At 45.1% G+C, this 26431-nt stretch carries 28 protein-coding genes and 2 tRNA genes; 12 read left to right on the top strand and 18 right to left on the bottom strand.

Annotated features, from left to right (window positions below; genetic code table 11):
- Window positions 1–79: 79 nt before the first annotated feature.
- Window positions 80–1879 carry a M3 family oligoendopeptidase gene (locus AC6I8U_RS06745; protein WP_498018100.1) on the bottom strand — a complete coding sequence of 600 codons (1800 nt, stop codon included), beginning with the start codon at window positions 1877–1879 and terminating at the stop codon, window positions 80–82.
- 326 nt (window positions 1880–2205) lie between these two features.
- Between AC6I8U_RS06745 and AC6I8U_RS06740 the strand changes: the two genes are divergently transcribed.
- Together AC6I8U_RS06740 and AC6I8U_RS06735 are read left to right on the top strand one after the other, a co-directional pair.
- Entirely contained in the window at window positions 2206–3039 is an 834-nt protein-coding gene (locus AC6I8U_RS06740) for a formate/nitrite transporter family protein (protein WP_042472574.1), read from the top strand.
- 19 nt (window positions 3040–3058) lie between these two features.
- Complete coding sequence (locus tag AC6I8U_RS06735) at window positions 3059–4774, top strand: bifunctional protein-serine/threonine kinase/phosphatase (RefSeq protein WP_498018099.1); 1716 nt, start codon at window positions 3059–3061, stop codon at window positions 4772–4774.
- On the opposite strand, the gene AC6I8U_RS06730 is transcribed toward AC6I8U_RS06735, so the two are convergent.
- The 5 genes from AC6I8U_RS06730 to AC6I8U_RS06710 form a co-directional block, all read right to left on the bottom strand.
- Window positions 4763–5386 carry a histidine phosphatase family protein gene (locus AC6I8U_RS06730; protein ID WP_498018098.1) on the bottom strand — a complete coding sequence of 208 codons (624 nt, stop codon included), beginning with the start codon at window positions 5384–5386 and terminating at the stop codon, window positions 4763–4765. The genes AC6I8U_RS06735 and AC6I8U_RS06730 overlap by 12 nt on opposite strands.
- On the bottom strand, window positions 5383–5931 hold the full coding sequence (gene cobU / locus AC6I8U_RS06725; RefSeq protein WP_498018097.1) for a bifunctional adenosylcobinamide kinase/adenosylcobinamide-phosphate guanylyltransferase: 549 nt from the start codon (window positions 5929–5931) through the stop codon (window positions 5383–5385). The genes AC6I8U_RS06730 and cobU overlap by 4 nt, the downstream gene beginning before the upstream one ends.
- Window positions 5932–5943: 12 nt before the next feature.
- Complete coding sequence (locus AC6I8U_RS06720) at window positions 5944–6732, bottom strand: adenosylcobinamide-GDP ribazoletransferase (RefSeq protein WP_498018096.1); 789 nt, start codon at window positions 6730–6732, stop codon at window positions 5944–5946.
- Window positions 6729–7757: a nicotinate-nucleotide--dimethylbenzimidazole phosphoribosyltransferase gene (cobT, locus tag AC6I8U_RS06715; protein WP_498018094.1), complete on the bottom strand. Its 1029-nt coding sequence runs from the start codon at window positions 7755–7757 to the stop codon at window positions 6729–6731. Before cobT ends, AC6I8U_RS06720 begins: the two co-directional genes overlap by 4 nt.
- A gap of 155 nt (window positions 7758–7912) precedes the next feature.
- On the bottom strand, window positions 7913–8203 hold the full coding sequence (locus AC6I8U_RS06710; protein WP_498018093.1) for a hypothetical protein: 291 nt from the start codon (window positions 8201–8203) through the stop codon (window positions 7913–7915).
- Between the two features lie 727 nt (window positions 8204–8930).
- On the opposite strand from AC6I8U_RS06710, the gene AC6I8U_RS06705 reads away from it, so the two are divergent.
- The 5 genes from AC6I8U_RS06705 (at window position 8931) to AC6I8U_RS06685 (ending at window position 13830) form a co-directional block, all read left to right on the top strand.
- Window positions 8931–9815, top strand: a complete 885-nt coding sequence (locus AC6I8U_RS06705; RefSeq protein WP_498018092.1) for a sigma-70 family RNA polymerase sigma factor — start codon at window positions 8931–8933, stop codon at window positions 9813–9815.
- 74 nt (window positions 9816–9889) lie between these two features.
- Complete coding sequence (locus tag AC6I8U_RS06700) at window positions 9890–10573, top strand: Rossmann-fold NAD(P)-binding domain-containing protein (protein WP_498018091.1); 684 nt, start codon at window positions 9890–9892, stop codon at window positions 10571–10573.
- Window positions 10574–10740: 167 nt separating this feature from the next.
- Window positions 10741–12108 carry an L-cystine transporter gene (locus AC6I8U_RS06695; protein WP_498018090.1) on the top strand — a complete coding sequence of 456 codons (1368 nt, stop codon included), beginning with the start codon at window positions 10741–10743 and terminating at the stop codon, window positions 12106–12108.
- Window positions 12109–12270: 162 nt separating this feature from the next.
- The gene (locus AC6I8U_RS06690; RefSeq protein ID WP_498018089.1) at window positions 12271–13410 is read left to right on the top strand and encodes a permease; all 1140 of its coding nucleotides are present in this window, start codon (window positions 12271–12273) and stop codon (window positions 13408–13410) included.
- A gap of 219 nt (window positions 13411–13629) precedes the next feature.
- Complete coding sequence (locus tag AC6I8U_RS06685; protein WP_394151406.1) at window positions 13630–13830, top strand: hypothetical protein; 201 nt, start codon at window positions 13630–13632, stop codon at window positions 13828–13830.
- Between the two features lie 101 nt (window positions 13831–13931).
- On the opposite strand, the gene AC6I8U_RS06680 is transcribed toward AC6I8U_RS06685, so the two are convergent.
- The 5 genes from AC6I8U_RS06680 to AC6I8U_RS06660 form a co-directional block, all read right to left on the bottom strand.
- Window positions 13932–14624 carry a hypothetical protein gene (locus AC6I8U_RS06680; RefSeq protein ID WP_498018088.1) on the bottom strand — a complete coding sequence of 231 codons (693 nt, stop codon included), beginning with the start codon at window positions 14622–14624 and terminating at the stop codon, window positions 13932–13934.
- A gap of 215 nt (window positions 14625–14839) precedes the next feature.
- Window positions 14840–15061 carry a hypothetical protein gene (locus tag AC6I8U_RS06675; RefSeq protein WP_498018087.1) on the bottom strand — a complete coding sequence of 74 codons (222 nt, stop codon included), beginning with the start codon at window positions 15059–15061 and terminating at the stop codon, window positions 14840–14842.
- A 233-nt stretch (window positions 15062–15294) separates the two neighbouring features.
- A tRNA-Val gene (locus AC6I8U_RS06670) sits at window positions 15295–15371 on the bottom strand.
- 39 nt (window positions 15372–15410) lie between these two features.
- Window positions 15411–15487, bottom strand: a tRNA-Val gene (locus tag AC6I8U_RS06665).
- Between the two features lie 180 nt (window positions 15488–15667).
- The gene (locus AC6I8U_RS06660) at window positions 15668–16333 is read right to left on the bottom strand and encodes a DUF2726 domain-containing protein (protein ID WP_498018086.1); all 666 of its coding nucleotides are present in this window, start codon (window positions 16331–16333) and stop codon (window positions 15668–15670) included.
- Window positions 16334–16474: 141 nt separating this feature from the next.
- Here AC6I8U_RS06660 and AC6I8U_RS06655 point away from each other — a divergent pair, with 141 nt between their 5' ends.
- Window positions 16475–17011 (top strand): lipocalin family protein, encoded by a 537-nt coding sequence (locus tag AC6I8U_RS06655; RefSeq protein WP_498018085.1) that lies wholly within the window; start codon window positions 16475–16477, stop codon window positions 17009–17011.
- Here the strand turns inward: AC6I8U_RS06655 and AC6I8U_RS06650 are convergent.
- Complete coding sequence (locus AC6I8U_RS06650) at window positions 17008–17769, bottom strand: MBL fold metallo-hydrolase (protein ID WP_498018084.1); 762 nt, start codon at window positions 17767–17769, stop codon at window positions 17008–17010. The genes AC6I8U_RS06655 and AC6I8U_RS06650 overlap by 4 nt on opposite strands.
- A gap of 112 nt (window positions 17770–17881) precedes the next feature.
- On the opposite strand from AC6I8U_RS06650, the gene AC6I8U_RS06645 reads away from it, so the two are divergent.
- Window positions 17882–18622: a glycerophosphodiester phosphodiesterase family protein gene (locus AC6I8U_RS06645; RefSeq protein ID WP_498018083.1), complete on the top strand. Its 741-nt coding sequence runs from the start codon at window positions 17882–17884 to the stop codon at window positions 18620–18622.
- On the opposite strand, the gene AC6I8U_RS06640 is transcribed toward AC6I8U_RS06645, so the two are convergent.
- The gene (locus AC6I8U_RS06640) at window positions 18573–19508 is read right to left on the bottom strand and encodes a LysR family transcriptional regulator (RefSeq protein ID WP_498018082.1); all 936 of its coding nucleotides are present in this window, start codon (window positions 19506–19508) and stop codon (window positions 18573–18575) included. The genes AC6I8U_RS06645 and AC6I8U_RS06640 overlap by 50 nt on opposite strands.
- 101 nt (window positions 19509–19609) lie before the next feature.
- Between AC6I8U_RS06640 and AC6I8U_RS06635 the strand changes: the two genes are divergently transcribed.
- Both AC6I8U_RS06635 and AC6I8U_RS06630 read left to right on the top strand, forming a co-directional pair.
- Window positions 19610–20536 (top strand): DMT family transporter, encoded by a 927-nt coding sequence (locus tag AC6I8U_RS06635; protein WP_498018081.1) that lies wholly within the window; start codon window positions 19610–19612, stop codon window positions 20534–20536.
- A gap of 118 nt (window positions 20537–20654) precedes the next feature.
- The gene (locus tag AC6I8U_RS06630; protein ID WP_234495759.1) at window positions 20655–21761 is read left to right on the top strand and encodes a M20/M25/M40 family metallo-hydrolase; all 1107 of its coding nucleotides are present in this window, start codon (window positions 20655–20657) and stop codon (window positions 21759–21761) included.
- A 66-nt stretch (window positions 21762–21827) separates the two neighbouring features.
- Here the strand turns inward: AC6I8U_RS06630 and AC6I8U_RS06625 are convergent, their stop codons facing one another.
- Genes AC6I8U_RS06625 through AC6I8U_RS06615 form a run of 3 tightly spaced genes read right to left on the bottom strand, consistent with a single transcriptional unit; the run spans window position 21828 to window position 22998 of the window.
- Complete coding sequence (locus AC6I8U_RS06625) at window positions 21828–22181, bottom strand: ribosome recycling factor family protein (RefSeq protein WP_498018080.1); 354 nt, start codon at window positions 22179–22181, stop codon at window positions 21828–21830.
- On the bottom strand, window positions 22160–22597 hold the full coding sequence (locus tag AC6I8U_RS06620) for a DUF3859 domain-containing protein (RefSeq protein WP_234495757.1): 438 nt from the start codon (window positions 22595–22597) through the stop codon (window positions 22160–22162). The genes AC6I8U_RS06625 and AC6I8U_RS06620 overlap by 22 nt, the downstream gene beginning before the upstream one ends.
- A 32-nt stretch (window positions 22598–22629) precedes the next feature.
- The gene (locus tag AC6I8U_RS06615) at window positions 22630–22998 is read right to left on the bottom strand and encodes an AAA family ATPase (protein ID WP_498018079.1); all 369 of its coding nucleotides are present in this window, start codon (window positions 22996–22998) and stop codon (window positions 22630–22632) included.
- A gap of 184 nt (window positions 22999–23182) precedes the next feature.
- Between AC6I8U_RS06615 and metA the strand changes: the two genes are divergently transcribed.
- Window positions 23183–24124: a homoserine O-succinyltransferase MetA gene (metA, locus tag AC6I8U_RS06610; protein WP_498018078.1), complete on the top strand. Its 942-nt coding sequence runs from the start codon at window positions 23183–23185 to the stop codon at window positions 24122–24124.
- 125 nt (window positions 24125–24249) lie between these two features.
- Here the strand turns inward: metA and AC6I8U_RS06605 are convergent, their stop codons facing one another.
- The gene (locus AC6I8U_RS06605) at window positions 24250–24501 is read right to left on the bottom strand and encodes a DUF3081 domain-containing protein (protein WP_394151419.1); all 252 of its coding nucleotides are present in this window, start codon (window positions 24499–24501) and stop codon (window positions 24250–24252) included.
- A 97-nt stretch (window positions 24502–24598) separates the two neighbouring features.
- Window positions 24599–26266 (bottom strand): AMP-binding protein, encoded by a 1668-nt coding sequence (locus AC6I8U_RS06600; RefSeq protein ID WP_498018077.1) that lies wholly within the window; start codon window positions 26264–26266, stop codon window positions 24599–24601.
- Window positions 26267–26431 lie beyond the last annotated feature (165 nt).

Genomic DNA, 26431 nt, shown 5'->3' with positions numbered 1-26431 from the left:
GGTTGAAAAACCCCCAACTTTGAGCCTCTAGCGCCCTTCTCTGGGTCATGATTTCTCACGACCCAGAGAGGCGAAAACCCTAACTACTCAATTGATTGAATAGGTTTTCAAACTCATCGACTTTGTCTGACAGTCTCTCCATACTCTCTTGCCAAAACGTCGCTTCGGTCAGGTCTTTATTCATATGTTTGACCACGACATCCTCAGCTAAATACGAGCCAGTATCACGCAACAGAGCAACGTAATCAGCATAGAACTGTTCACCCTTTTGCTCGCGTTGGGCATAAACGCCTTGGCTAAACAGGTAACCGAACAGATACGGATAGTTATAGAAGCTTAACTCAGAGATACTAAAGTGAAGTTTACTAGCCCAAAAATACGGGTCGGTCCCATTCATGGAATCCCCATACCAATCAGCCCATGTGGTCGACATCAAGTCACACAACTGGCTCGCATCCAACTCGCTCTCTTTGCGCGCCTCATAGAAGGCCTTTTCAAACTCAAATCGTACTGGAATATTGATCGTTAGTGCATACGCTGAAGACAACTCTTCCCACAGCATCTCTAATTTTTCTTCCGGTGTTTGAGCTTGCTCTAATAGGAAGTCTCGGACAATATTTTCTGCAAAGATAGATGCCGTCTCCGCTAACGTCATTGGGTATTCAGTTCGGCACAGCGGCAAGTCGCGCATTACCCAGTTGTGGAAAGCGTGCCCCAACTCATGAGCCAACGTCAGCAGATCCGAACGACTTCCGCCCCAAGTCATAAACACAAGTGGCGTTCGCGTTGCGGCGAGCTTGGTACAATAAGCCCCTAAACGGCGGTTCTCAGAAGGTGCAGCATCTATCCAGCCATTATCAACCATGGTTTGTACAAACTCTGCCATTTCTGGGTTTACTTGCTCGAAAGCCTGCTTGATGACCTCGATACCTTCGGAAAATTCGTAAACTTTGGCTTCACTGTTGTTCATTGGCGGCATCGCGGCGAGGTGATTCCACGGAGTCATGCTCTCCAAACCGTGAACCTTAGCCATTAAGCGTCCCACTTTTTGTCCTATATGCTTGTTAGTCTTTGCCACATTCATCATGGCATCTAAGGTATCGCGCTGGATTCGGTTTGCACGTAGGCTTGAATCCAAAAAGTGCTCTTCTTGCTGTAATGAACGCTTTTTGCCTTCGTTATGTCGCCAGCCCGCTAAAGCATTCACAATCGCCGCAAACGAAGTCTCATTCGCTTTCATTGCTGCTTGAATGCCCTTCCAAGCTGCTTCTTGTTTGTTGAACTCTCCACCATAAAGAAGACTCGCAGCGGTTGAAAAGCCCACTTGCTCGATGCCATCTTCGCTTTCAATGTCGATCAATAATGAACCCGTGATGTTGTCGTATAAACGACCCCACGCGTCACGACCATCAACTTGCATGGCCGACAAAAGCTGCTCTTCACTAATTGAGAGTTGTGTTTGCGCTTTACGCTGCAACAGCTCTATTTGAAACCCCTGCCCTGCAACTGAGGGGTTGTCATGATCTAGCACTTGCTCTATGAACGAAACGTCAGCAAAAGATAGCGTGTCCTCATACGGGCTAAATGCCTGTTCAAGCTCAGAACTAAGCTGGGCAATACGACCAATCAGTTGCTTCGCTTGTGAGTTTTGAGCATTGGTCGAAGCGTAGCAGTTGGCGAGTGTGTTCACCGTCGCTAACAAGGTACCAGCCGCTTCCATAGTCTGTATCGCGTTTTGCATCGCGACAACATGCTGGCGCTCGTCTTTGTGAAGGTTAAGAAGAGAGATAGAGCGTTGGATAAGCTCGATGTCTTGCTCGACTTTTGGGTCATTCAATCCTTTGTAGGCAATAGATAAATCCCAAACCGCGTTTTTCATATGCTTTCCCTAATTCTGTAGTCGCCACTCAAGCGTAATAGATTGGCGAAAAGACTGATGGACAAACCATCTATATCAATAACATGGGGCTAGACCAGATAAAAATCAATGACTTCTAATTCAACAACTTCTCAAGAACAACCTCCAAATACCACTTTAGAGGTACACTGGAGCGCACCTGAGTTGTGCACCTTGCATCATAATCAATGACTTACTAACTCACAGAATGTATCAAAACATTTCAAGACACTGATTGTTAACAACTTTATCGACATGGCACGAAACTCGCTAAAACGATAACGACTTTTATTCTAAGGAGAGAAAGTATGTCATATGTAGAACCTAAAGAGTTCGTAACAAAAATGGTCGATGCTGGAGAGCAAAAAGTCTTTATGTCGACAAAAGATACTCTAGTACGAGCCTTCATGGCGGGTGCAATTTTGGCACTTGCTGCCTTTTTTGCTATTACGGTCATCGTGAAGACAGGTAGCCCTTTAATTGGATCCATTCTTTTCCCTGTCGGCTTTATCATGCTCTATTTAATGAAGTTTGACCTTCTTACTGGCGTGTTCACGCTCGTTCCTCTCGCAGTAATAGATAAACGACGCGGTTGTACCATGGACCAGCTTTTCCGAAACTGGGGACTCGTCTTCGTTGGCAACTTTGCTGGCGCGCTGACCGTCGCTTTCTTCGCTTCGTTTATTCTGACCTACGGATATAACACTGATGGCGGCACGCTCGCTGCGAAAGTAAGCACCATAGGTGAGTCACGTACCTTAGGCTATCAAGAGCATGGCACCGCGGGTTGGTTTACTATTTTCATTCGCGGCATGCTATGTAACTGGATGGTCTCTATGGGTGTCGTTGGTGCGATGATCTCGACGTCTGCAAGTGGCAAAATGATGGCAATGTGGATGCCAATTATGCTGTTCTTCTTTATGGGCTTTGAGCACTCGATCGTTAATATGTTCCTATTCCCATTTTCAATGATCATGGGTGGTGAATTCACGATTATGGATTACATGATATGGAACGAAATTCCAACAGCATTAGGTAACTTAGTCGGTGGTTTCTTGATGGTTGGTCTTCCGCTTTACCTAACACACGTGCGTACCAACCCAGAGCGTAAGATGTCGCTATCTAAAAGCACAGCTAACTAGTTAGCTCGGATTAATTACTGTGCAACGCAAACTAAAAGTGAGCGTTAGTCAGGCTTCCGTCGCTGGACGGAAGCCTGTCAACCAAGACGCTATCGGATGCCTTATTCCATCTAATCTAGAGCTGGAAAGTAAAGGGCTTGCTGCCATTATCTGTGATGGCATAAGCTCAAGTTCAGTGAGTCAGGTTGCTAGTGAGGCAACGGTCACCGGATTCATCAAAGACTATTACGCCACCTCAGATGCTTGGTCAGTAAAGAACTCGGCAACGCGTGTATTGAAATCGATAAACCATTGGCTGTTCGCGCAAACCAAAAACAGCGAATATCGATTTGATTTCAACGAGGGCTATGTGTGCACCGCCAGCGCTGTCATTATCAAATCCCGCACTGCCTATGTGTTTCATTGCGGTGATTCGCGGGTTTATTGCCAAAGCAATGATGACTTCGAACAACTCACCCACGACCATCAGCATTTCATAGACCCAACGACGAGTTACCTCACTCGCGCTCTTGGTATGGATACGTCTGTTGATATAGAGCATGTTGCGATAGAGCTGTCAGTTGGAGACAAATTACTTCTGGCCACCGACGGGCTGTATGACTACGTCACCGAACATGAAATATCAGAGATCCTCAACCAAGAGTCGATTTGTGAGCAGACAAAAGCAGATGCCCTGGTTAACCTCGCGTTGGAAAACGGTAGTCACGATAATGTCTCGGCTATCGTTTTAGCTATCGAGGCTCTGCCAGATAATCCACTCCAAGATTGGAAAGAGTCACTGTTTACGCTGCCGCTGCCACCAGAGCTTGAAGAAGGTCGTTGCATCGACAACTTTGAAATCCTTCGCCCTCTTCAAATCACCAGCCGAAGCCACGTATTCTTGGCAAAAGACCTCAGCAATAATGAGCAAGTTGCTTTAAAGACGCCTTCCGCGGAGAGCCGCCATGATCCCCAACACGTTGAATCTATTTTGATGGAGAGCTGGATAGCGAGCCGACTAAACAGCCCTCACCTGCTCAAGGCCTACAAACCAAGTTTACGCCACTCTTATACCTACAGTGTGGCTTCTTTTGTCGAAGGGATAACACTGGCGCAATGGGTGAAAGACAACCCAAACCCACCACTTAGCAAGATTCGGCATATAATTGGTCAGCTATGTAAGGGGCTGCAGACCATGCATCGACATGAAATGATTCATCAAGATCTGCGCCCAGAAAACGTCATGATTGACGCGAATGAACACGTCACCATCATCGACTTTGGGGCAACACAGGTAAAAGGGTTAGAGGAAATGGCACCTATGGAGCCAACGGTTCCTGGTACAGCGCTGTTTACCGCGCCTGAGTATCTGCTTGGCTACTTCGGAACCACTCGGTCCGATATTTATTCTCTGGGTGTCATGACCTACTTCATGCTAACTGGGCGCTTTCCGTATGGTACAGATGTTGCGAAATCACTTACCGTAAAAGCACAAGGCAAACTTCGCTATATCCCCGCTACAAGCATCAATCAAAAGGTACCACACTGGATCGACTATGCCCTTAAAAATGCGGTCAGAATTGAACCCGAAAAACGTTATCAAGAAGTCTCAGAGTTTCTCTTCGACCTAAAAGTACCGAATCCAAAAAGTCAAAAGCGTGGCAAATTACCGATTGTCGAGAGAAACCCCGTGCTGTTTTGGCAACGAATTTCTCTCGTACTGTCGGTGCTTTTGCTTATCGCATTATGGTACTAAGTTAAAATCTTGCGCAGGCTGCCCGATAACCTTCACCACCAGGTTTTCTGGGTAGTCGGTATCAAATTGGATCTGTGTAATGGTCGAGTTGTTGATCGCTAATGACGAATAGAGTTTTGGGTTTCTCCAATCAAGGCCGAGGACATCTGCCAATAATTGACGGATCACACCACCATGGCAAACCACTAGGGTATTTTGTTCGGTTTCGAGTACTTCTCTCCACGCTGAAACGACTCGCTGATGAAAACCAACCAATCGCTCACCACCTTGCAACGCACACTCTGCGGGACTATCCCAAAAAGGTGCAAGCTGCTGCCAATCCTCCGAAGACATTGAATCGAATGCCACACCATCAAATCTGCCAAAATTCATTTCGGCTAGGTCAGGGTTGATATTTAGTGTTATCCCAAGCTCACAACTCAGTTGCTTGGCGAGATTAGAACATCGCGATAAAGGTGAGCTCACAATCTTGCTAAGACGCAGCGTCTTGGAAACCAAGGCAGCGGTTGTTTGGTTATCGAACTTCGGCTCAACAAGCACATTGGTATGACCGTATAGCGCGGCAGGTCCGTTAACTTTACCGTGACGAAGAAGCAAGATGTTCACTTTCATCGCTCGCTCCCCTTGAGCACCAGAGGTAATCCCGCTGCAACTAAGGTGACGTTATCAGAAACTTTTGCGATTTCTTGGTTCATGCGCCCCGCGTTGTCAACAAACATACGAGAGACCTCACCTAAAGGGACGACACCAAGCCCCACCTCATTAGACACCAGCACGATGTGCGCGTCGCTGTGAATTAAAGTTTCCGCTAGCTTCGACACTGCCTGCTCAATGTCATCGTTACCTGCTGAATCACCTAAATAATAAATCACGTTATTCAGCCAAAGAGTTAAGCAATCGACTAATACGACATCTGACTTATCAAACTTGGACAAAGTATCGACAAGCTCAACAGGCACTTCCCACTCGTTCCAGCCGTCACCCCTTTGTTGACGATGATGAGAAATACGCGCTCTCATTTCATCATCAAGAGGCTCCGATGTGGCGACATAGTGCTTGGTCACATTTGGGAGCATGTCGCAAAGCTGCTTGATGCGCTGCTCAGCAAACCGAGACTTACCTGAACGCGCTCCACCCAATACCAGTTCAATCGACATTCCGCCACCCTATTAGTTTACTAAGAAAAAGAGCATGAGGAGGTAAGTTAACATCTCAACAATTTGCTGAGCTGCGCCCAAACAATCCCCAGTGAACCCACCAAGACGAGCGGTAAGCCACTTAGTAAAAAATACGCGAAATATCAAACCTGTCACTATCAACGCGATGGTGAAATCAAGCCCCAACAGCAAAGCAGGTGCAAGACCACACACTGCCAAAATCACAAGCTCCGTTTGGGTTTGAGTGTTGGCTAGTGGCTTACTTTTGCTACCTTCAGGGTCAGAGACATAGGGCATCGCAGATATCAACGATGCGGCAACCGCTCGGCTAAATGAATAGGCGATGATGAAAATTAGAAACAGGGGTTTGCCAACAGCAAGCTCAGTAAGCGCTGCATACTTTAGTATTAACGCGGATACAATCGTGACGACACCATAGGTACCAAGTCGACTATCTTTCATGATCAACAAGCGTTTTTCTTGAGTCATTCCACCGCCGATCCCATCAGCCATATCTGCTAGCCCATCCTCATGGAATGCGCCAGTTAACAGTAAGCTAAAGATCATTGTTAGAATGACAGCAACGCTGGTTGGTAGCATCCAGTCAGCAACAGTGAAGACGGCGCCACACAGTGCGCCAAGCAATAGACCGACTAGAGCAAAATACCGCCCAGCACGGTTCATTCGTTCTGATGAATATGGCGTATTACTTGGAATCGGTAGACGAGAGAAAAAACTCACGGCAAGGCAGAATAGCTGCCACTGATATCGCCAGCCTGATGTTGATTCCGAATTAATCACACGGTGACTCCAGCGCTTTCAAAACTCGCCATTGAGTTATAGAACTCAGCAGCACATTTCAGAAGTGGATACGCCAACGCTGCACCCGTTCCTTCACCAAGACGCAGCGACAAATCGAGCAACGGGGTCGCATTGAGTATCTCTAGAACAAAGCGATGGGCACCCTCGTTGGAGACGTGGGCAAATATCAAATAATCTCTGACGTTTGGCTCGATTTCGCAGGCAGCAAGGGCGGCGATAGATACGATGAAACCATCCACCAATACGGGTATTTTCTGCTCATAAGCGGCTAGAAACGCGCCAACCATATGAACGATTTCGAAGCCACCTAACTGCTGCAAAACCGTTTTCACATCGCGTTGGTCAAATCGATTTAGTGCCGTTGCAATTAGATCTTGTTTCTTAGCCAATTGCTGCGCATCTATGCCTGTGCCGCGACCAACACTTTGTTCGATAGCTAACGGTGTCAAAGCTGACAGTATGGCAGAGGCTGAACTGGTATTACCGATCCCCATCTCACCAAACATCAAAACGTTCGTTCCGTTTTTAATCGCTTGAGTAGCAATCTTTGAGCCAGCGCTCAGGCCTTGTTCCAATTGAGCCGCAGTCATCGCTGGGTAGGCTGAAAAATCCTTCGTGCCTTCTCCAAGCCTACTCAATACTAACTGGTCAGAATCAGATTCAACCGCAGCAACCATGCCACAATCCACTACTTGAAAGTCAATATTATTGGCACGGCAAAAACAGTTAATCGCCGCCCCACCCGCTAAGAAGTTCATTACCATCTGCTGGGTAACTGCGCTCGGAGCGATACTCACACCCTGCTCACTGATGCCATGGTCACCAGCAAAAACGATGACCTTTGGAGAAGAGATATCTATCGAAGCGGGAAAAGAGCCTGATGCTTGGCTCTGGATCCGAGCAAGCTGAGCAGCAATCGTCTCGAGTTGCCCAAGCGCGCCCAGGGGTTTCGTTTTTTGGTCGATATGGTTTTGAATTTGAGCATCGAATTGTGTGTCTAACATGGTTTCCGTTCTTAAAGAGTGCCAGGTGGCAATACTTACAAAAATACATGCACTTCTGCATGTATTTAATCCTTAAGACGTAGTGTACGCATGTCAGTGCGACAAACCAACACTATATGTGCCGCTATAAATTATAGGTGTGGGTTTCAACCCGATTAAGCGGGTTCGTTTGCATTCAACTCAGTGAACAGAAGTGCCAGTCCATCATCAGAGACTCCTGACTTTGTTAGATGACAAGATTGACAGTTTTTTTGCCCTGGTGTGCAATGCTGACTCATCAACACGCTGTCTAAGTTGCGTGTGCCTGCCTTGCAGTCAGCTTCTATGTTCTTAAATATATGGCATTCTTCTGCGCCTGGAATATCTACGACCCCTACGATAGAAACACCTTGTGATTTAGCGAGCAGTAGTAGCTCTTCGAGTTTTTGTTGTAATTGTTCATTCATTGTAACTGTATCCAAACTAGAAACTAAGCATTCTATCGTTAGCTTAGACTAAAGTTTAAGTCGTTGTGCCGTTTCGACATATAACTTAACTAAAAGTGATAGGTTTATCATATTCTACATATTTATATAAATTATATAAAGTCACTCACTTATGTAATATTCTTGTAAAACAACCACCTGCACTTCTCTCTCTTACAAAGTATTTTGGGCACAATGTCACATTTTTTTGCCCTTACAAAAATACGACAAAACCTTCCAAACACTTACAAACAAAAAGTAGATAATACAAAATTAGGGTAGGTTTTTAGAACTTTTCGTTACCCAAAGCGAACGAACAAGCATTAGTGACCAGTTAGTCAATTAACGAATTATTGTAAACCTTGCATTTTAATTATGGTTTACAAGCGATCGTTATATTCCCTCCTTATTATTACCCTCAATATTAATTATCATTATCAATAATATTAACCCTTATTTATCAACAAGATAAATATGCATCCAATTTTATAAATTTTCCTGACTGCTAAAACAGCCACCTGACTCAGTTTCTATTGAGTCTTTAATCTAAATAGCTGCTTAAAAAAATGTTAACGCCGTGTTTGAATTTCATTAACCCGGGCTGTCATTCGATAAAAAAATATAGTAATTTGATATTTCGACAGGAAACGAAATTCATGTCGTTTATAAATCTAATAATAACCAATTAAGCAGTTGGTAAGGGGGTATTTTGAAAGTAGTAGAGAAGCATACTCACCATAGTTCAACGAACAAAGAAGACGCTGCCAATATTGGTACTAGCTATTTTAAACAGGTTTCTAACCACAACCTGTTAACAGCTGAAGAAGAGAAATTACTAGCACGCAAGGCTCGTGCGGGTGATACACAAGCGAGACAAGGCTTAATTAACGCGAATTTACGTTTAGTTATTAGAACTGCCAAACGTTATTCTAATCGCGGTCTCGATTTCTACGACCTTATTAATGAAGGTAACATCGGATTAATACAAGCCGTGGACAAATTTGACCCTGAGCTTGGATATCGCTTTTCCACCTATGCAGTGTGGTGGATTCAGCAATCTATTGATCGTGCCATCATGAATCAAGGTCGCACGATTCGTGTTCCAGTGCACGTGACTAAGCAAATTCGTGAGTGCAGTAAAGCGGCGCACCAACTCCGTAAAGAGGGCAAACACGAACCGACGTCAGCCGAAATCGCCGAAAAAACCGGGCGCTCACCAGAGGAAGTAAGCAAACTACTTAAACTTTCTGAGCAATCATTATCTCTAGATAATGGTTGGGATGACGACGGGGACAAGAAAGATCACCTTCAAACTATTGATGACGATGATGTGTTCGAACTACCAGAACGTGACATTGTCACGCAAAATATGAACAAGGCATTGGTCAACCTTGTCGATGGCTTGCCGGATAAGCATAAAACTATCCTCTACCATCGTTTCGGCCTTCTCGATGATGAGCCCAAAACGCTTGAAGAAGTCGGATTAATCGTTGGTGTGACAAGAGAACGAGTAAGGCAAATTCAAAAAGTGGCGATGGAAGCATTGCGTGATCAGCTCAGAAAGCAGGATCTTACCGCCGCAGAAATTGATTAATTTTGCCTCTATCACAACACGTTAGCGAATAATTGACTATAGTCCCACTACATCTCGATGAGTGGGACTTTTTAATGCACAATGACTTTAGAGTAATGATCGCTGGCGCTTCTGGTCTGGTAGGCAGCAGACTGCTGACTTTACTAGAACAAACTGACCACATCGAGTCTATCTACGCCCTCTGCCGCTCTCCTCTAAACCATCAACATAGCAAAACCGCTCAGATCATGGATGGCGCACTTAGAGTCACTCAATGGGATGACAGTCGCCCTACTCCAACGCTTGGCTTTATCTGTTTGGGCACCACGCTTAAAAAAGCGGGCAGCAAGCAAGCACTTGAAAAAGTGGATGTTGATCTTGTCTGCGACGTGGCACAAACCATGAAGATGGTGGGTGTTAAACGTATCGCTGTGGTTTCAAGTCTAGGAGCATCAGCTCGCTCTCTATCGCATTATCTTAAATGTAAAGGTCGAGTTGAACGCCGAGTCAATCAAATGGGCTTCGAGAAAGTGGTATTTATGCGCCCCGGTCCTTTGGCAGGGCGTGAAGAAGAGATCCGATCAGATGAGGTATTTGTACAGAAGCTATTTACCGTACTTTCACCTTTAATGCGTGGGCCTCTACGTGCTATCGCTCCTATCCCCGCAGACTATGTCGCAAAAGCAATGCTCTACAGTGTGTTAGAGACGAGCGATGCTAAGTCAGTCGCATATAACTCTGCAAACATGCGCGACCTTCTTAACCAATATACAAAGTAACTCGCAAAAACCAACGAACCACGCCCATTAATATAACTTTCAGTTCTAGTTCATAACATTTACTTATTGTGAACGTTTCTCACCAAACGGTATTTTAGCCGTCTACACATCCAATCCCCATATTCTTTATAGGGATTACGTCAGTTGAAATAAAAAAGGATATTTACATGTCAATTGCAGTTATCGCATCGCTAGCGGTATTTTTGGGCATTCTCTATTTCTTGTATGGGCAACAGCAAAAAAACCATACTCTATCCCGTCTTGTGCTTTTTGGTCTTGTATTAGGCAGTGCCTTTGGTTTATCGCTTCAGCTTATTTTTGGCGAAGGACACGCAGCAATCGGTGGTACGTTAGAGTGGGTCAACGTAGTCGGTAGTGGTTATGTTGGTCTTCTGAAGATGATCATCATGCCGCTCGTATTGGTGTCTATGATTTCCGCGGTAGTGAAGCTTGAAAAAGGTGGTTCACTAGGCAAAATCAGCGGATTAACAATATCTGTCCTGCTCGCTACTACGGCGATTTCTGCACTCATTGGTATTGTCGTTACTCAAGCGTTTGGCTTAAGCGCAGAAGGACTCACAGAAGGTGCTCGTGAAACGGCTCGCATTGCAGTACTTGAAAACCGAGTTGACCGTGTTAGCGACCTAACGATTCCGCAAATGCTAGTAAGCTTTATCCCTACCAACCCATTTGCTGACCTAACTGGCGCTCGTTCTACTTCTATTATCGCTGTGGTTATCTTCGGCGTGCTAACGGGTATTGCTGCCCGTAAAGTCATGGCAGAAAAAGAAGAACTCGAATCCCCAATCCGCACATTTGTTGATGCGACTCAATCTGTTGTGATGCGTCTTGTTAAGATGATTATGGCGCTTACTCCATACGGTATTGCCGCTCTGATGGCAAAAGTCGTCGCGACGTCAAGCGCTGGTGACATTTTGAACCTGCTTGGATTTATCGTTGCATCTTATCTAGCCATCTTCCTAATGTTTGTTGTACACGGTGTGCTTGTATCACTGGTTGGCGTTAGCCCAAAAGAGTACTTCCAGAAGATCTGGCCTGTGTTGACATTCGCATTCTCATCTCGTAGCTCAGCAGCGACTATTCCGCTTAACGTGGAAGCTCAGGTAACGAAACTTAACGTACCACCAGCGATTGCCAACCTATCGGCTTCTTTTGGCGCGACAATCGGTCAAAACGGTTGTGCGGGCATCTACCCAGCAATGCTCGCGGTAATGGTTGCTCCTTCCGTAGGTATCGACCCTATGGACATCAACTTCATCCTGTCTCTGATTGCTATCATTACCATCAGTTCATTTGGTATTGCTGGTGTTGGTGGTGGTGCAACGTTTGCAGCCCTAATCGTATTACCGGCAATGGGACTGCCTGTTACGATCGCTGCACTGTTAATTTCTATCGAGCCTCTTATTGATATGGCGCGTACCGCTCTAAATGTGTCTGGCGCAATGACGGCAGGTACTATCACAAGTCGACTGCTCAAAAAGAAAGAAGCATCTCTCGAAGAGGCGAAAGCCTAACCTGCTTACCAAACCTTTCGAGTAAAACAGCGCCTGATGGCGCTGTTTTTGTTTATATTCAATGAGTTAATATTTATTTCGATTTTTATCGAAATAAAAGCTTGATCTACGCCTAGTTATTTCTATAATTCGAAACATATCGAATTATTAGGAGAAACTAATATGAGCCCTGAATTCCTTTCCATGGCGACCGAGACAGCGAACATGTTCGCTTTTCTCGCAACTGAGTTAATCATTCTGTTTTTGGCAATTAGCTACATCGTCGGTGTACTACAAGAGTTTCTGACTCCGGAAAAGATCCAATCTATCCTGAGCTCAAAAAATGGCAGAGGCTATTTTGTCGCAGCCTTGCTTGGTTCTATTACCCCGTTTTGCTCATGCTCGACCATTCCTTTCTTAAAAGGACTGCTTCGCGCTCGCGCAGGGTTCGGACCAATGATGGTATTCTTATTTGCGAGCCCACTACTTAACCCTGTCATCATAGGTCTATTTGTGGTGACGTTTGGTATCAAGGTCGCTGTCTTCTATTTTGCCATTGCTATGTTTGTTTCTGTGACTGCAGGCTATGTACTAGAGAAACTAGGCTTTGAACGTTATGTAAAACCTGAGGCGTATGAGGCACAAGCTGCGAGTTCATGCGGCACATCGTGTGGTGACAGCAAACCTGCCAAAGATGAAAAATCATCTTGTGCAACCTCTACAAGCTGTGGGTCACCGAAGATTGAGTCATTAAAGCCAGTAGCAGCTAGTTGTACGGCAGACAGCTCTTGCTCAGCGCCAGCTCCTGCGACATCTTGCTGCTCGGAGAAAACGCCAGAGCCGACTATTACTAACATCAATGCTGACGGGACGGCTTGCTGTGACACAACAGCTGCAACACCAAAAGAGGACAATCGTTGGGTTCGCATTTGGAAATCTACGTGGAAAGACTTCAAACAAGTTTTCCCTTACCTAATGGTTGGTATTCTTCTGGGGTCATTTATTTATGGATTTATTCCAACTGACCTTATCGCGCAATACGCTGGCGAAGGGATTTGGTATGCAATTCCTATCGCAGCAGTGATTGGTATTCCACTCTACATTCGTGCAGAAGCGGTAATCCCATTGAGCGCAGCACTTGTTCAGAAAGGCATGGCGCTAGGTTCAGTAATGGCTTTGATCATTGGTAGTGCTGGCGCAAGTCTAACGGAAGTCATCTTGCTAAAATCTATCTTTAAAAATCAGATGATTGCAGCATTCTTGATGGTTATTCTAGGCATGGCTATCAGTGCAGGTTATCTATATAGCTTTATGTTTGGTTAATCACGCTAGCAAGTGAGACAACAATTTTTGTTGTCTCACCTCTCTTAAACAAGCTGATCTCTTTACTCGTTCTTGTAGTTTCCTACCACGCTTACCCCTGCTTATCAATTACACAAAATTAAAGTTTAATGAAAGTTAATTACGGGCATTGATCACACTTTTGTTTCATTGTATAGTTAATACACCAATTTTGGTAACAAACTTACAAGGAATGTTAATATGCTTTCAGTAATTAGAAATCTATTTGTACCAACTAAAGACTATGCGGGCCGTAACATTGATGCTGTCATTGAGCGCCTCGCAGCACAGACTAATACCGATATCCATGCTTGGTCATACCTTAACGAAGCAGCAGTGTATGAAAATACCAAAACGGGCATGCGCGTTTATCGTCACGAGGTATCTAAGCGTGCTGCGTAATAACCAATTAATGACTTCGTTTCATCGACCATCTAAAGCATCACATATAGCTAAGCCCGCTCAAAATGAAGCGGGCTTTTCGATCATACAATGAGGACAAATTAACTTGGTCGGCTCATCTTAACGCGTTGTTTAACGCGATCGATACGCTCTTTGTTAACCTGCTCTTTTAACTTAGGCTTAATGTCTGCCACTGGAACGGCTTTCCATTCACCCTCATGATAAACAACGATATACGACGCACGGCTAATCTCCTCTCGAACGACCCACTTACCGTCATCGATACGCTTCACATCCCCACGAACATTGCCATCAGAGTCTCGGACCGTCCAAGTGCCATTGTCGTTTTTGCTGCCCGTAATGGTGTGATCCGTTTTCAGCGAAGAGATAGTAATCACATCGTCTTGAACTAAGATTTCTCCGATACGGTGACCATTGTATGTAATGGAGTACAGGGTCTCACCTTCCGTTTCGCGCTCTTTGACCGTAGAGATCTTCGCATTCGGATTTACCGGTGATTCATACTCCGGCAGATGTACAGGAACACCTCGACCCAAATCCGGAATGTAAACATAGCCGAGATCAAAACCAAAGTCCGGATCTGTTGGTTCAGAGCCCTCTGGCGCACTATTGCCATAGCCAGGATCCACATTTTCAAAGCCTAGGTCACCATCAAACTCAGGTAGCGGTTCTGTTGGAGATGAGCTTCCGCCACTTGATGAGCAACCGGCAAGTAGAGCGACAGCAAGTGCAGAGCAAAGGAGTTTAGATTTTTGAATCGAGGTTAATTTCATGATGTTTTGCCTTCATGTTTTGTGATGTGTAAATCCTAACCGCCTCGACTCACACAAACTATAGGGCAAAATCTATTTCTGATATTTACGTTGTAAATATCAAAAGTTCATTGTTATTGGGTGGGATAATTACTCCGAACTCATCTAGCTTCGTTTTAGTCCCTAAACCAAAAGAAAGTAAACGCGAGATCTATGAATTCTCGCGCAATTTTCCTCTATTGGTGAGCTCTCTTGTTCACTGGCTTTAAAAGTTTCATCAAGGAAGACTGCTTCCACATACCAATACCAGTTAACGCAAGCGCTGGAATGAGTCCCCATAGCGTCGCTGCCATATAGGCTTCATTGCTTGCTAAAGGTGAGTAGAATGCTGCACCTACAAGTAGCGCTAATACTATGTGTGCCCATCTCAATACTATTCTTATGTTCTTACCATTCATGACGCTTTCCTTCTGCTCTGATTCTGGGCTCTATGATAAAGCGGTGAGTTCTGAAGCCTTTGTGCATGCGACGAGCGGTATATAGGGAGCGTGAAATGCTCTATCTGAGGATAAATGGAGAATAATGGTCATCAAGTTGGGAGAAGAAGGAAGGGCTTCATGACAGTGGAAAGGAATTTCCAAACGGCCAGATACAAAAAAGCCCGCTGTAAAAGCGGGCTTTTTCGAAAATTTGGTGGGTCCGGGCGAACTCGAATCGCCGACCCCTACCATGTCAAGGTAGTACTCTAACCAACTGAGCTACGGACCCAAATTTTTGTTCCATTCTGAATAAGCATTCAGAGAAGGATGGTGGGTCCGGGCGAACTCGAATCGCCGACCCCTACCATGTCAAGGTAGTACTCTAACCAACTGAGCTACGGACCCATCTCTCTGGAACGAGAAGGATATTAACCAGAGTAACTTAGCTGTGCAAGTACATTTTTGCGTTTTTGGTGCCGTTTGACGCATTCGCCATCAATTCGACTCTTTTTTATGCGCTACTGCTGAAAAAACGTGAAGGCTATCAGATCGTTGCCCTAACTCATCTGCGTTGAAACTGACTGATTATGCCGATTCTTCGTCATCAAATACCACATTGTAGTTTTCTGTGTACTGGCACAAAGGCTGGCGGCTACATGTGAAAAAGCGTCGTCCTTTAAACTCCCCTTGCATCGCCGTTTTGATGTTCATTGGGCTGCCGCAGCGCTTACAAAAGCGAACTTCTTTGTCTGGCTCAATCAAATCAATGTGAGCAGCAAGCAAACGGCGGATTTTACCCACTTGGTAGCTCAGTTTGACCGATGCTCCAATAAGCGGAATATTTGCAGACTTACATACCTGCATAATCAGCTTTTGGCGTTCTATTTTACCTTTGTGGAGCTTTTGTCCATTGTCATATTCAATAATGACACGAGGCTGCATCGTTCGTGGGTCGCACACCACAAAGTCAAAGTAGCTTTTCGCTATCACGTTATTTGCGATAAACCATTGCTTCTTACTCTTCATCTGCTGTGGTGTCACAACATTCGCCATGCTTACCTTCGTTAAGATCACACCGTGATCGCCAACTGCTTCTTTTAATGCGTTATAAAACGCGGTCTGAGCTGACGATAAGATTGGTCCTTTCACTTTGTATTGATATGACTTGGTATCTTCCTGTTTCACAAAGTATTTAAGTGCAACCATGGAGAAGCCAACCAACAAGGCAAGAACAATAAAAATCTCTAACATGTTTTTAGTGATACCTAACAAAAATAGACAGAGTACGTGCTCAGATTAAGCTCAATAACCAATAGATGCAATCTTTGTGGTGTTATCCTAATAAAGTGACGTATATTCAATAGGTAACCAATCCAAAAAAGAGGTTTTAGGATGAAACTGATTCGACAATTTATGCTGTTTTCTTTGAGTTTGATGCTATTGGGTTGTACTGGGATGCCAGATACGGTGAAACCTGTAACAGGCTTCGATCTCGATCGATATCTCGGCAAGTGGTATGAAGTCGCTCGACTCGACCACAGCTTCGAGCGTGGTCTCGACAACGTCTCTGCGACCTACACTATGAATGACGATGGGTCTGTGAAAGTACTCAACCGAGGCTGGGATACCGAGGATAAAGAATGGTCAGAGGCGATTGGTAAAGCGAAGTTTGTTGAAGCGCAAGATATCGCTCACCTCAAAGTGTCGTTCTTCGGACCTTTCTACGGTAGCTATGTGGTTTACTATCTGGAAGAAGACTACTCAGTAGCCCTAGTGAGTGGCTATAACTCGGATTATTTCTGGATCCTGTCCAGAACTCCGACGATTGAGAGCCAAAAACTAGAACAGTATGTCGAACTGGCCAAAAACGCGGGCTTTGATACTGCGTCGCTTATCTACCCTAACCATGACAAAGCGCAAACCAATTAACGCTTAGACCACATTGATTTCAATACACTATTGAGCTTTATCTTCGTCACCCGCCAATGAGTCACAGGTCTTCTTGGTGCGGTGTCGAGGATATGATTCTTTGCTACCTCATCAAACTCAACGGGCCCACGATGCGCCAACAATACACTTTTCGCGTTCAAGTTATACACCTTATCCACTGAGCGTCGATATTGGTTTGGGTGGAACACTGGAAAAGGAGCAATTAAGTGCTTTTTCACTTCAACCATCAAATCTGCAACATACACTGTCGAGTGCTTGGCGTTGTAAACTGATATATCACGATCTGTGTGCCCTGGAGTATCAATCACCTGCCAGTCTTCAAACAGTGGTACAGGATCACCATCAGTAACTGCGTGATCGACCTTAAGCTTTCTTTGATACCAAAGGTTTCTCTTCGGTTTACCCATTCGATTCGCCATGTATCGAGCAAGAAACAGATCGGTAAGATGCATGAGAATGCCATCAGCCCCGGAGTACCATGCTTTATGGTGTGAACGCGACACAATTTTCGCACCTGTCAGTTTTTTTAACCTGTGCGCAGCCCCTGCGTGGTCGGGATGCATGTGGGTAACCACAATGGCTTTAAGATCCGATATCGGACGATTCAGTTCGTCGCGAATATAGCGTAATATCGTGCCGACATCAGCGCGGCTAGCACCATCCAGTAGTAACAACTTCTCTGGGTACTCTGCGAGATAAATTTGTTGAATATATCCTGAGATCTGGTGAATTTTCATAAGCCCTGCTAACTGGTCAGACAACCTTATTGCAAGATAACTTGATGTTAACAACATTGCAACAACACCTATTCTTTGTAGCGATAGCCATCGCTTTTTTTGAGGTTTGCTTATGAGCGTTATTTTTGTCGGTCATCGTGGTGTCGCGGGAACGCATCCAGAAAACACTATGGTCAGTATACAGGCTGCAAAACAACTGGGCATGAAATGGGTTGAAGTTGATGTGCAACCAACCAAAGACAATGTTTTGGTGGTATGCCATGACCACACTGTCAATCGTTGCAGTAACGGTAAAGGCCGAGTCGATGAGCTGACGCTGAAAGAGCTTCAAGCCCTAGATTTTGGTTCTTGGAAGTCAGAGGAATTTCAAGGTGAGCCTATTATCACCCTTGAGGCTCTTCTAGAGTTTTGTAGTGCGAATGACATGTCGATAAATCTGGAAGTGAAGGTCGACAGCCACGACCCAGCCTACGTTGTTTCATTGCTTAAGACTGAGCTTGAGAATAGCGCTTTTAATAAGAGTAATCTCATTATCTCGAGTTTCAGTAACGATGTGATGCGCGAACTCCACCAAGCAGAACTCGGAATTCGACTAGGCGTGTTAGCAAAGCGCGTCAACCGCAAAACGCTGGCAACCATACTCGATGTCAATGCTTTTAGTTGTCACCTAGATTACAAATGGCTCACCGCCAACCATATCAACATATTGCGAGAGCTCGACGTCGAGATTTGGTGCTATACCGTCAATAATCCAGAATCATTTAAGCACTTAGATAGCGTCGATGCCGTCTTTACCGACTTCCCTACTCTTTTTGAAGGTGCGACGAACCTCGAGACATCGACTCAACCATAAAATCGATAAACGCCCTTCGTCTCGCCGGGGTGAACTTAGATTGGGGAAATTGCATGATGATTTCCCCTTGATAACGAGAGTTTACGCGCCACTCAGGTAATACCTGCAATACCTCTCCGTTGTCTATCGATTCATCGACAACAAACTCTGGAAAAATGCCTATTCCTAACCCCTCTTTCACGGCATTGAGCCGCATCTCAGAGTGATTCACAGAGTAACGCCCGTGCACCTGAACTTTCACGTTATCTTCATCTTTTGAGAACAGCCAAACATTATCGTTAGGTTGCTCATTAAGGTACAAACAATCATGATCGAGTAAATTATTAGGATGGAACGGAATACCATGCTCTTGAAGATACGCCTTATTGGCACAGAGTACCGCTTTGATTTCACCCAGCGATTTAGCGACTAAGTTCTCTCTTGGGAAATGCGTTAACTCGAAGACAAAGTCGAGGTTATGGCCGAACGGATCGATAAACTCATCGCTTACGATCAAGCGAAGCTTTACCTCAGGGTATTTCGCTAAAAACTCGAGCATGAGTGGCTGCAAAATCCGGCGGCTGAATGCTTTCGGTGCCGCGATGCGCAGTTCACCCGTTACCTCACCTAAATCTTGGCTTGTAACATGCACTATGTCTGCGGCTGACTCCATTATCTTTTTGCTGTACTCGTAAACAATTTTTCCCGTCTCGGTGGTCACTTGCTTACGAGTGGTCCGTTCTAACAAATCCGCATTCAATGCTGACTCCAAGCGACTAATCTGGCGACTGACACCCGAAGGCGTGACGCCTAAGCGCTGTGAAGCGGCAGTAAAACTGCCTGACTCTACAACAGTGACGAACGCTGCGATGTCAGGAAGCATTGCCATGAGCTTATTTGTGTCCATTAGTCACAAGTCCTATGAGAATTGGGAGTATTATCACATCCATATTCATAAGTTAGCATAGGTAGGCCAACACTAATAATTAACTTTTAGGTAACAGCTAAATGGAAAGGAATTTCGTTAACAAGGTCTCATTTCACTGGGCTATTTTAGGGCTACTTGCGGTCGCCATCATTTGGGGAACCAGTTATGGAGTTTCAAAACAAATACTTAGCCATGTATCTGTGCCCCAGCTACTGTTTCTTCGGTTTTTGATTAGCTGCTTAATTTTATTCACTATCGCTGTCAATAAAGGACAAATATGCCACTTTATAGCTAATCAAAAGCAGTATTTGCAGGTAGGCGTCTCAACGGGACTGATTCTAAGCTGCATCTTTGTGACTGAAACCTGGGCGGTCAAACTGGCGCAAGCTGGGCAAGTAGCCGTTCTAATAAGCTTGTGTGTGCTGTTTACACCAATCCTAGAGAAATTCTGGCTTAAGGTTCAGTTGCCTAAAGGGATTTTTCTACTTTGCATTGTCGGTGTGACCGGAATGATACTGATAGCAGAACCACACCAAGTCGCGCTTCGCTTAGACCTGGGGGTAGGCTTGGTGCTAGCGGCAGCCTTTCTGAGGGGCGTAATGGTTGTTGCCTGTAGAAAAGCGTTTACGAGCACTACCTTCCATGTTGAGTTGATTACCTTAGTTCAGCTTGCTACGGTCACCGTAATGAGCCTAGGGCTTGTATTACTCGATAAAAACTCACCTTCAATGATCACCGTGCTCGGTAGTCTTGATACGCACGGATGGCTCAGCCTTCTCTATCTCGCACTTTGCTGCACGCTCATGGCGTTTTTTATCCAGAACTATGCCGTGAAACACCTGCCAGCGAGCCAAGCGTCTTTATTGATGGGAACAGAGCCTTTGTTCGGCCTGTTATTTGCCACAGTATTTCTTCAAGAGACGATGTCTTTATTTCAATGGATTGGATGTTTTATCATCATATGCACCACCATTGCAGCTTGTTACAAATTTTCCAAACAAAACTAGGTCAAAAGACAGTCATATTCTCTAAATTGCGGACCTTTCTTTGATTTAACTCAGGTCTTTGGTCTCCAAGTAGCGTGTAAAGTGGTTCTCCCCTGTTCCACTAACGTGAAGTGATCCAATGACTCAAGTAAATACAGAACGCCTAGTAAACCATTTTTGTGACCTCGTAAAAATCGATAGCGAATCAGGCAATGAAAAAGCCGTTGCAGAAGCGATTGCTGAGCAACTTGGTGAGCTAGGTTTCGTAGTAAGCAAACTACCTGTACCTGAGCAGTACACAAATGGCTTTAACGTATACGGTCGCCTTGAAGGTAAACAAGAAGGCAGCATCGTATTCAGTGCTCACATGGACACAGTAACGCCAGGCATCGGCATCGAACCAATTATTGAAGATGGTATTATCCGTTCAAAAGGTGACACCATCCTTGGTGGCGACGACAAATCAGGTATCGCAGCAGTCATGGAAGCTGTGCGCTGCCTACAAGAGCAAAACCGTGAACACAAAACGATTGAAGTTGCGTTCACTGTGCATGAAGAAGGCGGTCTATTCGGCTCTGAATATTTCGACATGTCTTACATTCAGTCTAAGAACGCAATCGTACTCGATACAGGCGGTCCAATCGGCACTATCGTAACGGGCGCCCCTGGCCAGCAAAAGATTGTGGCTAAGATCAAAGGCCGTCCAGCTCACGCGGGTCTAGCACCAGAAGAAGGTATCAGTGCAGCTATGGTTGCAGCGGATGCTATCGCTAACATGAAACTATTGCGTATCGATGAGCAAACAACTGCAAACATCGGCTCTGTGAACGGCGGTCAAGCAACAAACATCGTAATGCCAGAGCTAACGGTAGTAGCAGAAGCACGCTCTCTTAACAGCGACAAGCTTACAGCTCAAGTCAACCACATGGTAGAGACGTTCCAAGCGTCTGCAGAGAAGTTCGGCGCCGAAGTTGAAATCGAATCAACACGTGCCTATGACGCATTCGTGATTGCAGAAGATGACGCGCATGTACTGAAGATCAAAGAAGTATTTGCAGCTAACGGTATTGAAGCAAACACCAAACACACTGGCGGTGGTAGCGATGCGAACAACTTCAACGAGAAAGGTCTAACAACAGTTAACCTATCTACTGGTATGTCGAAAGTTCACACGACTGAGGAGTTTATCGCAGTAGAAGACATGGTTAAGATCACTGACTTTGTGATTTCTTACGTGACTGCGTAATTGCCAAAGCAGTAGAAAGCTCAAAACCGCGTTGTACTTTTAACTAATAAGAACAACGCGGTTTTTTTATAAGTCCTCAAACTCATCGATTGCAGTGCGCGCTTCGGCAAGTGTGCAGCCAGACTGAAACATCAGATCCGCAACGGTTATTTCTGGGTCTTTTTCCAGCACTTCTTGAATCGGTGATTTATAGCCTTCAAGGGCTTTATCAACCGCAACGGATATCCACCCGACATTAGACTCAAGCGCAAACTTGGTTAGTTGGGTAGCTTCTCCGGTCAACGTCCAATTGCGAGAGCGACGTATACGTTTTAGCGTGCAACCACTATCTGCAGCACACGCCAAAACCGCCGATTTGTCTTCAACGCGGTGAACAAAGCTATTAAGGCGAATTGTGATTAGAAACCGCGATTTTTCCAAAACTGACCTTCATCTCTTGCCGTCACTTTGAATTTTTTCTCAGCAATCACTTTGCCTTGCATCTCAATGACCATATGCCACTCACCGAGGTTACTCTCCAGTCCGTCTATAGGATGAAGTAGCTGAATCGTATCGCCTAGGTAGAAATCCCAATCATTGCTGCCTACGTGCTCTTCACCGTCAAATGGAGCAAGGACCTGTCCTTTTTTGCTAAGAACACCCGGATGATAGATGCAATAGCGCACCTTTTCTCCTTTGGCCTTTTTGATGTTGACGATGAAACCAAACTCAATATGTTCATCCGCTGGCACTATGGTTGTAAAGTCTTGTATTTTAGGAAGATCTTTTGATCCGGAATCCCATGTGGAATAGATGCCGTACGACGTCATTTCGATGACTGGAGAGCGTTTTGCCATAATTAGATTTTTCTGTTTTAAAGTGAATAAGGTTAGTCTTGCCAACGTTTTTGCATCTTGGCGATGACGATGTCACTCACGCCATGTACATTTGGGTAACGCTGGTTACAAACAATGATGTCCAAGTCGGCCTTGTAGCGTTTGGCTAAATTTTTATATGCCTTCATTTCCCACAAGCGAACAAAGGTATTGGCAACAACCACGTCTTGGTTAGCCGCCAATGCTTTCTCGACCTGCTGCTGACACCATTCATGTGCTTCGCCAATCCTATCCCCATCGTAACAATATTCACCTTTTTCATTGATAAAATACATATCAGCTTCGAAGTGCAGCGCGTCGAGGGTTTTCGCCAAGGTACTCTTTCCAGAACCTGGAAGACCGCGAATTAACGTGAGTTTCAAACAAGTTCACCGCAAAATATAGAAAGTGCCGTGATTGTACCCTGTCTCACCCATGTACGTCATGACGTATTGCATTCAACTGATGACACCTGAGCTAAAATTAACTATCGACAAGCAAAAACGTTTGCGTTAACTTTAGAAGTATAGACGTCCAGAAGACCAAACAGAGCTTAGGGAGAAAGCTGTGCCAATTAAGATTCCCGATCAACTACCTGCCTCTAACGTCCTGCGTGAAGAGAACATTTTTGTGATGTCTGAGTCTCGCGCCTCGACTCAGGAAATCCGTCCGCTCAAGGTATTGATTCTCAATTTGATGCCAAAGAAAATTGAAACGGAAACCCAGTTTTTAAGACTTCTTTCAAATAGCCCACTGCAGGTCGATGTCGAGCTGCTTCGTATCGACGATAGACCAAGTAAGAACACGCCAACTGAGCACCTTGATACTTTCTACCGCCAGTTTGAAACGATTAAAAACCGTAACTTTGATGGACTCATCATCACAGGTGCGCCACTTGGTTTGGTTCAGTTTGAAGACGTGATCTATTGGGAGCACCTGCAAACCATCATGAACTGGGCAAGCAAGCATGTGACCTCAACGCTGTATGTCTGTTGGGCGGCACAAGCGGGCCTAAAGCTCTTATTCGATCTTCCAAAACGCACTCGCAAAGAGAAGCTGTCGGGTGTGTATCACCATGAAATTCATGACCCGCACCACCCTATCCTGCGCGGTTTTGATGACACCTTCTTAGCCCCGCATTCTCGATATGCTGACTTTTCACCAGAGTACTTAGAATCACACACAGATCTCGATATTCTGGCAACCTCGGATGTCGCCGGCGTGTATCTCGCGGCAACGAAAGACAAGCGAAATGTATTCGTAACAGGTCACCCTGAGTACGATTCTCATACGTTACACAACGAATACGTGAGAGACTTGGGTGAAGGTATGGAGCCAGCTATTCCAATTAACTACTACCCTAACAACAATCCAGACAACAAGCCGAATGCGAGCTGGCGTAGTCACGGTCACTTATTGTTTGCTAACTGGCTAAACTACTGTGTTTACCAACAAACACCTTACGACCTTGACCACTTTAGTGAAGATGCATTTACGAAAGACGAGTAGTCATGGATAGCGTTAGCACTACACAGATCTCTTTTTATCTCGCACAAGCAAAAGCCCCTAATGAGAGGGGCTCATTTCTTTTTAACTACAATGACGTAGTTAGCACATCATAAAGTACGAAGCTGTTATTTAGATAACATTGCTACCTTACGTAAAAAACTATCGCGCAGGTGCTCTTGGTCATACTCCAGATGATAGGTGTTGTGAAAGCCCATAGAGAGTTCTACGCCATTACCTCGCATATAAACGTTGTAACCGTCATAATCCGAATAGGCCTCTACCCCTTCGTAGATCTTTCCCAGTTCAGTCTCGGTGCCATTAGACATAATGGTATCGTAAGCCTTGAGAACTTTGTTGGGATCAAGTTCGTTTTTCATCGCAGTCTCCTACTAACGAAAAGCCACACATAAAGTGTGGCTTAGATGGGCGATTTGCGCCAGTTTATGTTCGATAGTAGATATGCATCAAAGCGTGTTACTGGTCACGAAGCTCTCTTCTTAGGATTTTACCGACGTTGGTTTTCGGTAATTCATCTCTAAATTCAATTATCGTTGGTCTCTTGTAGCCTGTTAGATGCTTACGGCAGTGTTGTTTTACGTCATCTGCAGTAACCGCGCCATTAGCCACGACAAACAGTTTAACTCGCTCACCTGCTATGTCATCTGGCACGCCAACTGCAGCTGCCTCGATAATTTTTGGATGTAGCGTTGCAACTTCTTCGACTTCACTTGGGAAGACATTAAAGCCAGAGACAAGGATCATGTCTTTCTTGCGATCTTCAATATAGAAGATTCCGTCTTCGTCCATACGCCCGATATCGCCTGAATAAAGCCAGCCATCTGCCGTTAGAATTGCATTCGTCTCCGCGTCTTGCTTCCAGTACCCTTTCATCACTTGAGGGCCGCGGATCTGAATCTCGCCAACCTCACCAACACCGAGTGGCGCGCCGCTTTCATCGACGATACGCAGTTCAGTACTCGGTAAAGGAACACCCACCGCTGGGACATATTTCTGCTGGGTATGAACACCACCCGCTACAACTGGCGAACACTCCGTCAAACCATAACCTTCAATAATTGGCATGCCTGTGATCTTTTGCCATTCGTCAGCAACGTGCTGCTGGGTTGCCATACCACCAGCAATGGTGAATTCAGCATGAGAGAAGTCGAGTGCTTTAAACTTCTCGTTCTTGTTTAACGCAGCAAACAAGGTATTGAGACCAAAGATCATGGTGAATGGGTATTTGCTTAAGTCATTAATAAAACTGTTCAGATCGCGTGGATTCGTAATCAACAAGTTACTGCCACCCATGTACATCATCAACATCATACTCACTGAGTTTGCAAAGATGTGGTACAGAGGAAGTGGTGTTACAGCGCGCTCTTTGTCTTTCGCTGTACGAGGGCCAAAGTGACCAAATACCTGTAATACATTGGCAATGACATTGCGGTGAGTCAGCATCGCACCTTTCGCTAGACCTGTTGTGCCTCCCGTGTATTGAAGGTAGGCAAGATCATCGTTCGCGATTGTTGGCTCGGTAAACGTCATTCTCTTGCCATCGGTCAGAGCACGACGCATCGAGATAGCACCCGGAAGGCTATACTTAGGCACCATCTTTTTTACGTACTTCACAACAAAATTCACCAAGGTACGTTTGTGAGGCGCTAAAGCATCACCAATGCTGGTTAAGATGACGTGCTTGAGACTTGTCTTATCGATAACCCGCTGGAGGCTATTACCAAAGTTGGTCACGGCGACAATAATGGTTGCACCAGAGTCTCTAAGCTGATGCTCAAGCTCACGAGGAGTATAAAGTGGATTAACATTCACAACCACCAAACCTGCTTTAAGCGCTCCTAAAATAGCAATTGGATACTGCAGTAAGTTCGGCATCATTAAGGCGATGCGATCACCTTTTTTGGCATGCAGCTCAGTTTGCAAGTACGCAGCAAACGCCTCACTTTTCTCGTTAAGTTCACGATAGGTTAGCGAATGACCCATGTTCACAAACGCCGTATTATCAGCGAACTGTTCAAAGGGTTTTTTAAACATATCGTTGATGTTGTCATACTGGTCAACATCTACGGTTGCCGGTACATCATTTGGGTAGGTTTGTAGCCAGGGTTTGTCTGCGTTGCTCATCAAGTTTGATACCTTAGTTGTTGGACTGGTCTACTTTATCCAAGTTGGAGCAATGACTCTATTACTAGCGTCACCATTCCAACCCATTCGCTTATTTTCTATACAAAGCTATGTCACAACATGTGTTTGAATGTGCAATCACTCGCACTAACGCATGCCAACTCC

It is taken from the genome of Vibrio sp. KUL80 (genome assembly GCF_059725495.1).
Note: the sequence above shows the minus strand (reverse complement) of the source record. Positions and strands in the feature narration are given on the sequence as shown.

What these genes read in the sequence shown, in the direction of transcription:
- AC6I8U_RS06605 (WP_394151419.1), bottom strand. Translation starts at nt 24,501, where the DNA reads ATGAAAAACGAACTTGATCCCAACAAAGTTCTCAAGGCTTACGATACC.
- AC6I8U_RS06620 (WP_234495757.1), bottom strand. Translation starts at nt 22,597, where the DNA reads ATGGCAAAACGCTCTCCAGTCATCGAAATGACGTCGTACGGCATCTAT.
- AC6I8U_RS06655 (WP_498018085.1), top strand. Translation starts at nt 16,475, where the DNA reads ATGAAACTGATTCGACAATTTATGCTGTTTTCTTTGAGTTTGATGCTA.
- AC6I8U_RS06695 (WP_498018090.1), top strand. Translation starts at nt 10,741, where the DNA reads ATGTCAATTGCAGTTATCGCATCGCTAGCGGTATTTTTGGGCATTCTC.
- AC6I8U_RS06650 (WP_498018084.1), bottom strand. Translation starts at nt 17,769, where the DNA reads ATGAAAATTCACCAGATCTCAGGATATATTCAACAAATTTATCTCGCA.
- cobU (WP_498018097.1), bottom strand. Translation starts at nt 5,931, where the DNA reads ATGTCGATTGAACTGGTATTGGGTGGAGCGCGTTCAGGTAAGTCTCGG.
- AC6I8U_RS06630 (WP_234495759.1), top strand. Translation starts at nt 20,655, where the DNA reads ATGACTCAAGTAAATACAGAACGCCTAGTAAACCATTTTTGTGACCTC.
- AC6I8U_RS06745 (WP_498018100.1), bottom strand. Translation starts at nt 1,879, where the DNA reads ATGAAAAACGCGGTTTGGGATTTATCTATTGCCTACAAAGGATTGAAT.
- AC6I8U_RS06730 (WP_498018098.1), bottom strand. Translation starts at nt 5,386, where the DNA reads ATGAAAGTGAACATCTTGCTTCTTCGTCACGGTAAAGTTAACGGACCT.
- AC6I8U_RS06710 (WP_498018093.1), bottom strand. Translation starts at nt 8,203, where the DNA reads ATGAATGAACAATTACAACAAAAACTCGAAGAGCTACTACTGCTCGCT.
- AC6I8U_RS06600 (WP_498018077.1), bottom strand. Translation starts at nt 26,266, where the DNA reads ATGAGCAACGCAGACAAACCCTGGCTACAAACCTACCCAAATGATGTA.
- AC6I8U_RS06675 (WP_498018087.1), bottom strand. Translation starts at nt 15,061, where the DNA reads ATGAATGGTAAGAACATAAGAATAGTATTGAGATGGGCACACATAGTA.
- AC6I8U_RS06740 (WP_042472574.1), top strand. Translation starts at nt 2,206, where the DNA reads ATGTCATATGTAGAACCTAAAGAGTTCGTAACAAAAATGGTCGATGCT.
- AC6I8U_RS06645 (WP_498018083.1), top strand. Translation starts at nt 17,882, where the DNA reads ATGAGCGTTATTTTTGTCGGTCATCGTGGTGTCGCGGGAACGCATCCA.
- AC6I8U_RS06690 (WP_498018089.1), top strand. Translation starts at nt 12,271, where the DNA reads ATGAGCCCTGAATTCCTTTCCATGGCGACCGAGACAGCGAACATGTTC.
- AC6I8U_RS06635 (WP_498018081.1), top strand. Translation starts at nt 19,610, where the DNA reads ATGGAAAGGAATTTCGTTAACAAGGTCTCATTTCACTGGGCTATTTTA.
- AC6I8U_RS06680 (WP_498018088.1), bottom strand. Translation starts at nt 14,624, where the DNA reads ATGAAATTAACCTCGATTCAAAAATCTAAACTCCTTTGCTCTGCACTT.
- AC6I8U_RS06700 (WP_498018091.1), top strand. Translation starts at nt 9,890, where the DNA reads ATGCACAATGACTTTAGAGTAATGATCGCTGGCGCTTCTGGTCTGGTA.
- AC6I8U_RS06660 (WP_498018086.1), bottom strand. Translation starts at nt 16,333, where the DNA reads ATGTTAGAGATTTTTATTGTTCTTGCCTTGTTGGTTGGCTTCTCCATG.
- cobT (WP_498018094.1), bottom strand. Translation starts at nt 7,757, where the DNA reads ATGTTAGACACACAATTCGATGCTCAAATTCAAAACCATATCGACCAA.
- AC6I8U_RS06640 (WP_498018082.1), bottom strand. Translation starts at nt 19,508, where the DNA reads ATGGACACAAATAAGCTCATGGCAATGCTTCCTGACATCGCAGCGTTC.
- AC6I8U_RS06685 (WP_394151406.1), top strand. Translation starts at nt 13,630, where the DNA reads ATGCTTTCAGTAATTAGAAATCTATTTGTACCAACTAAAGACTATGCG.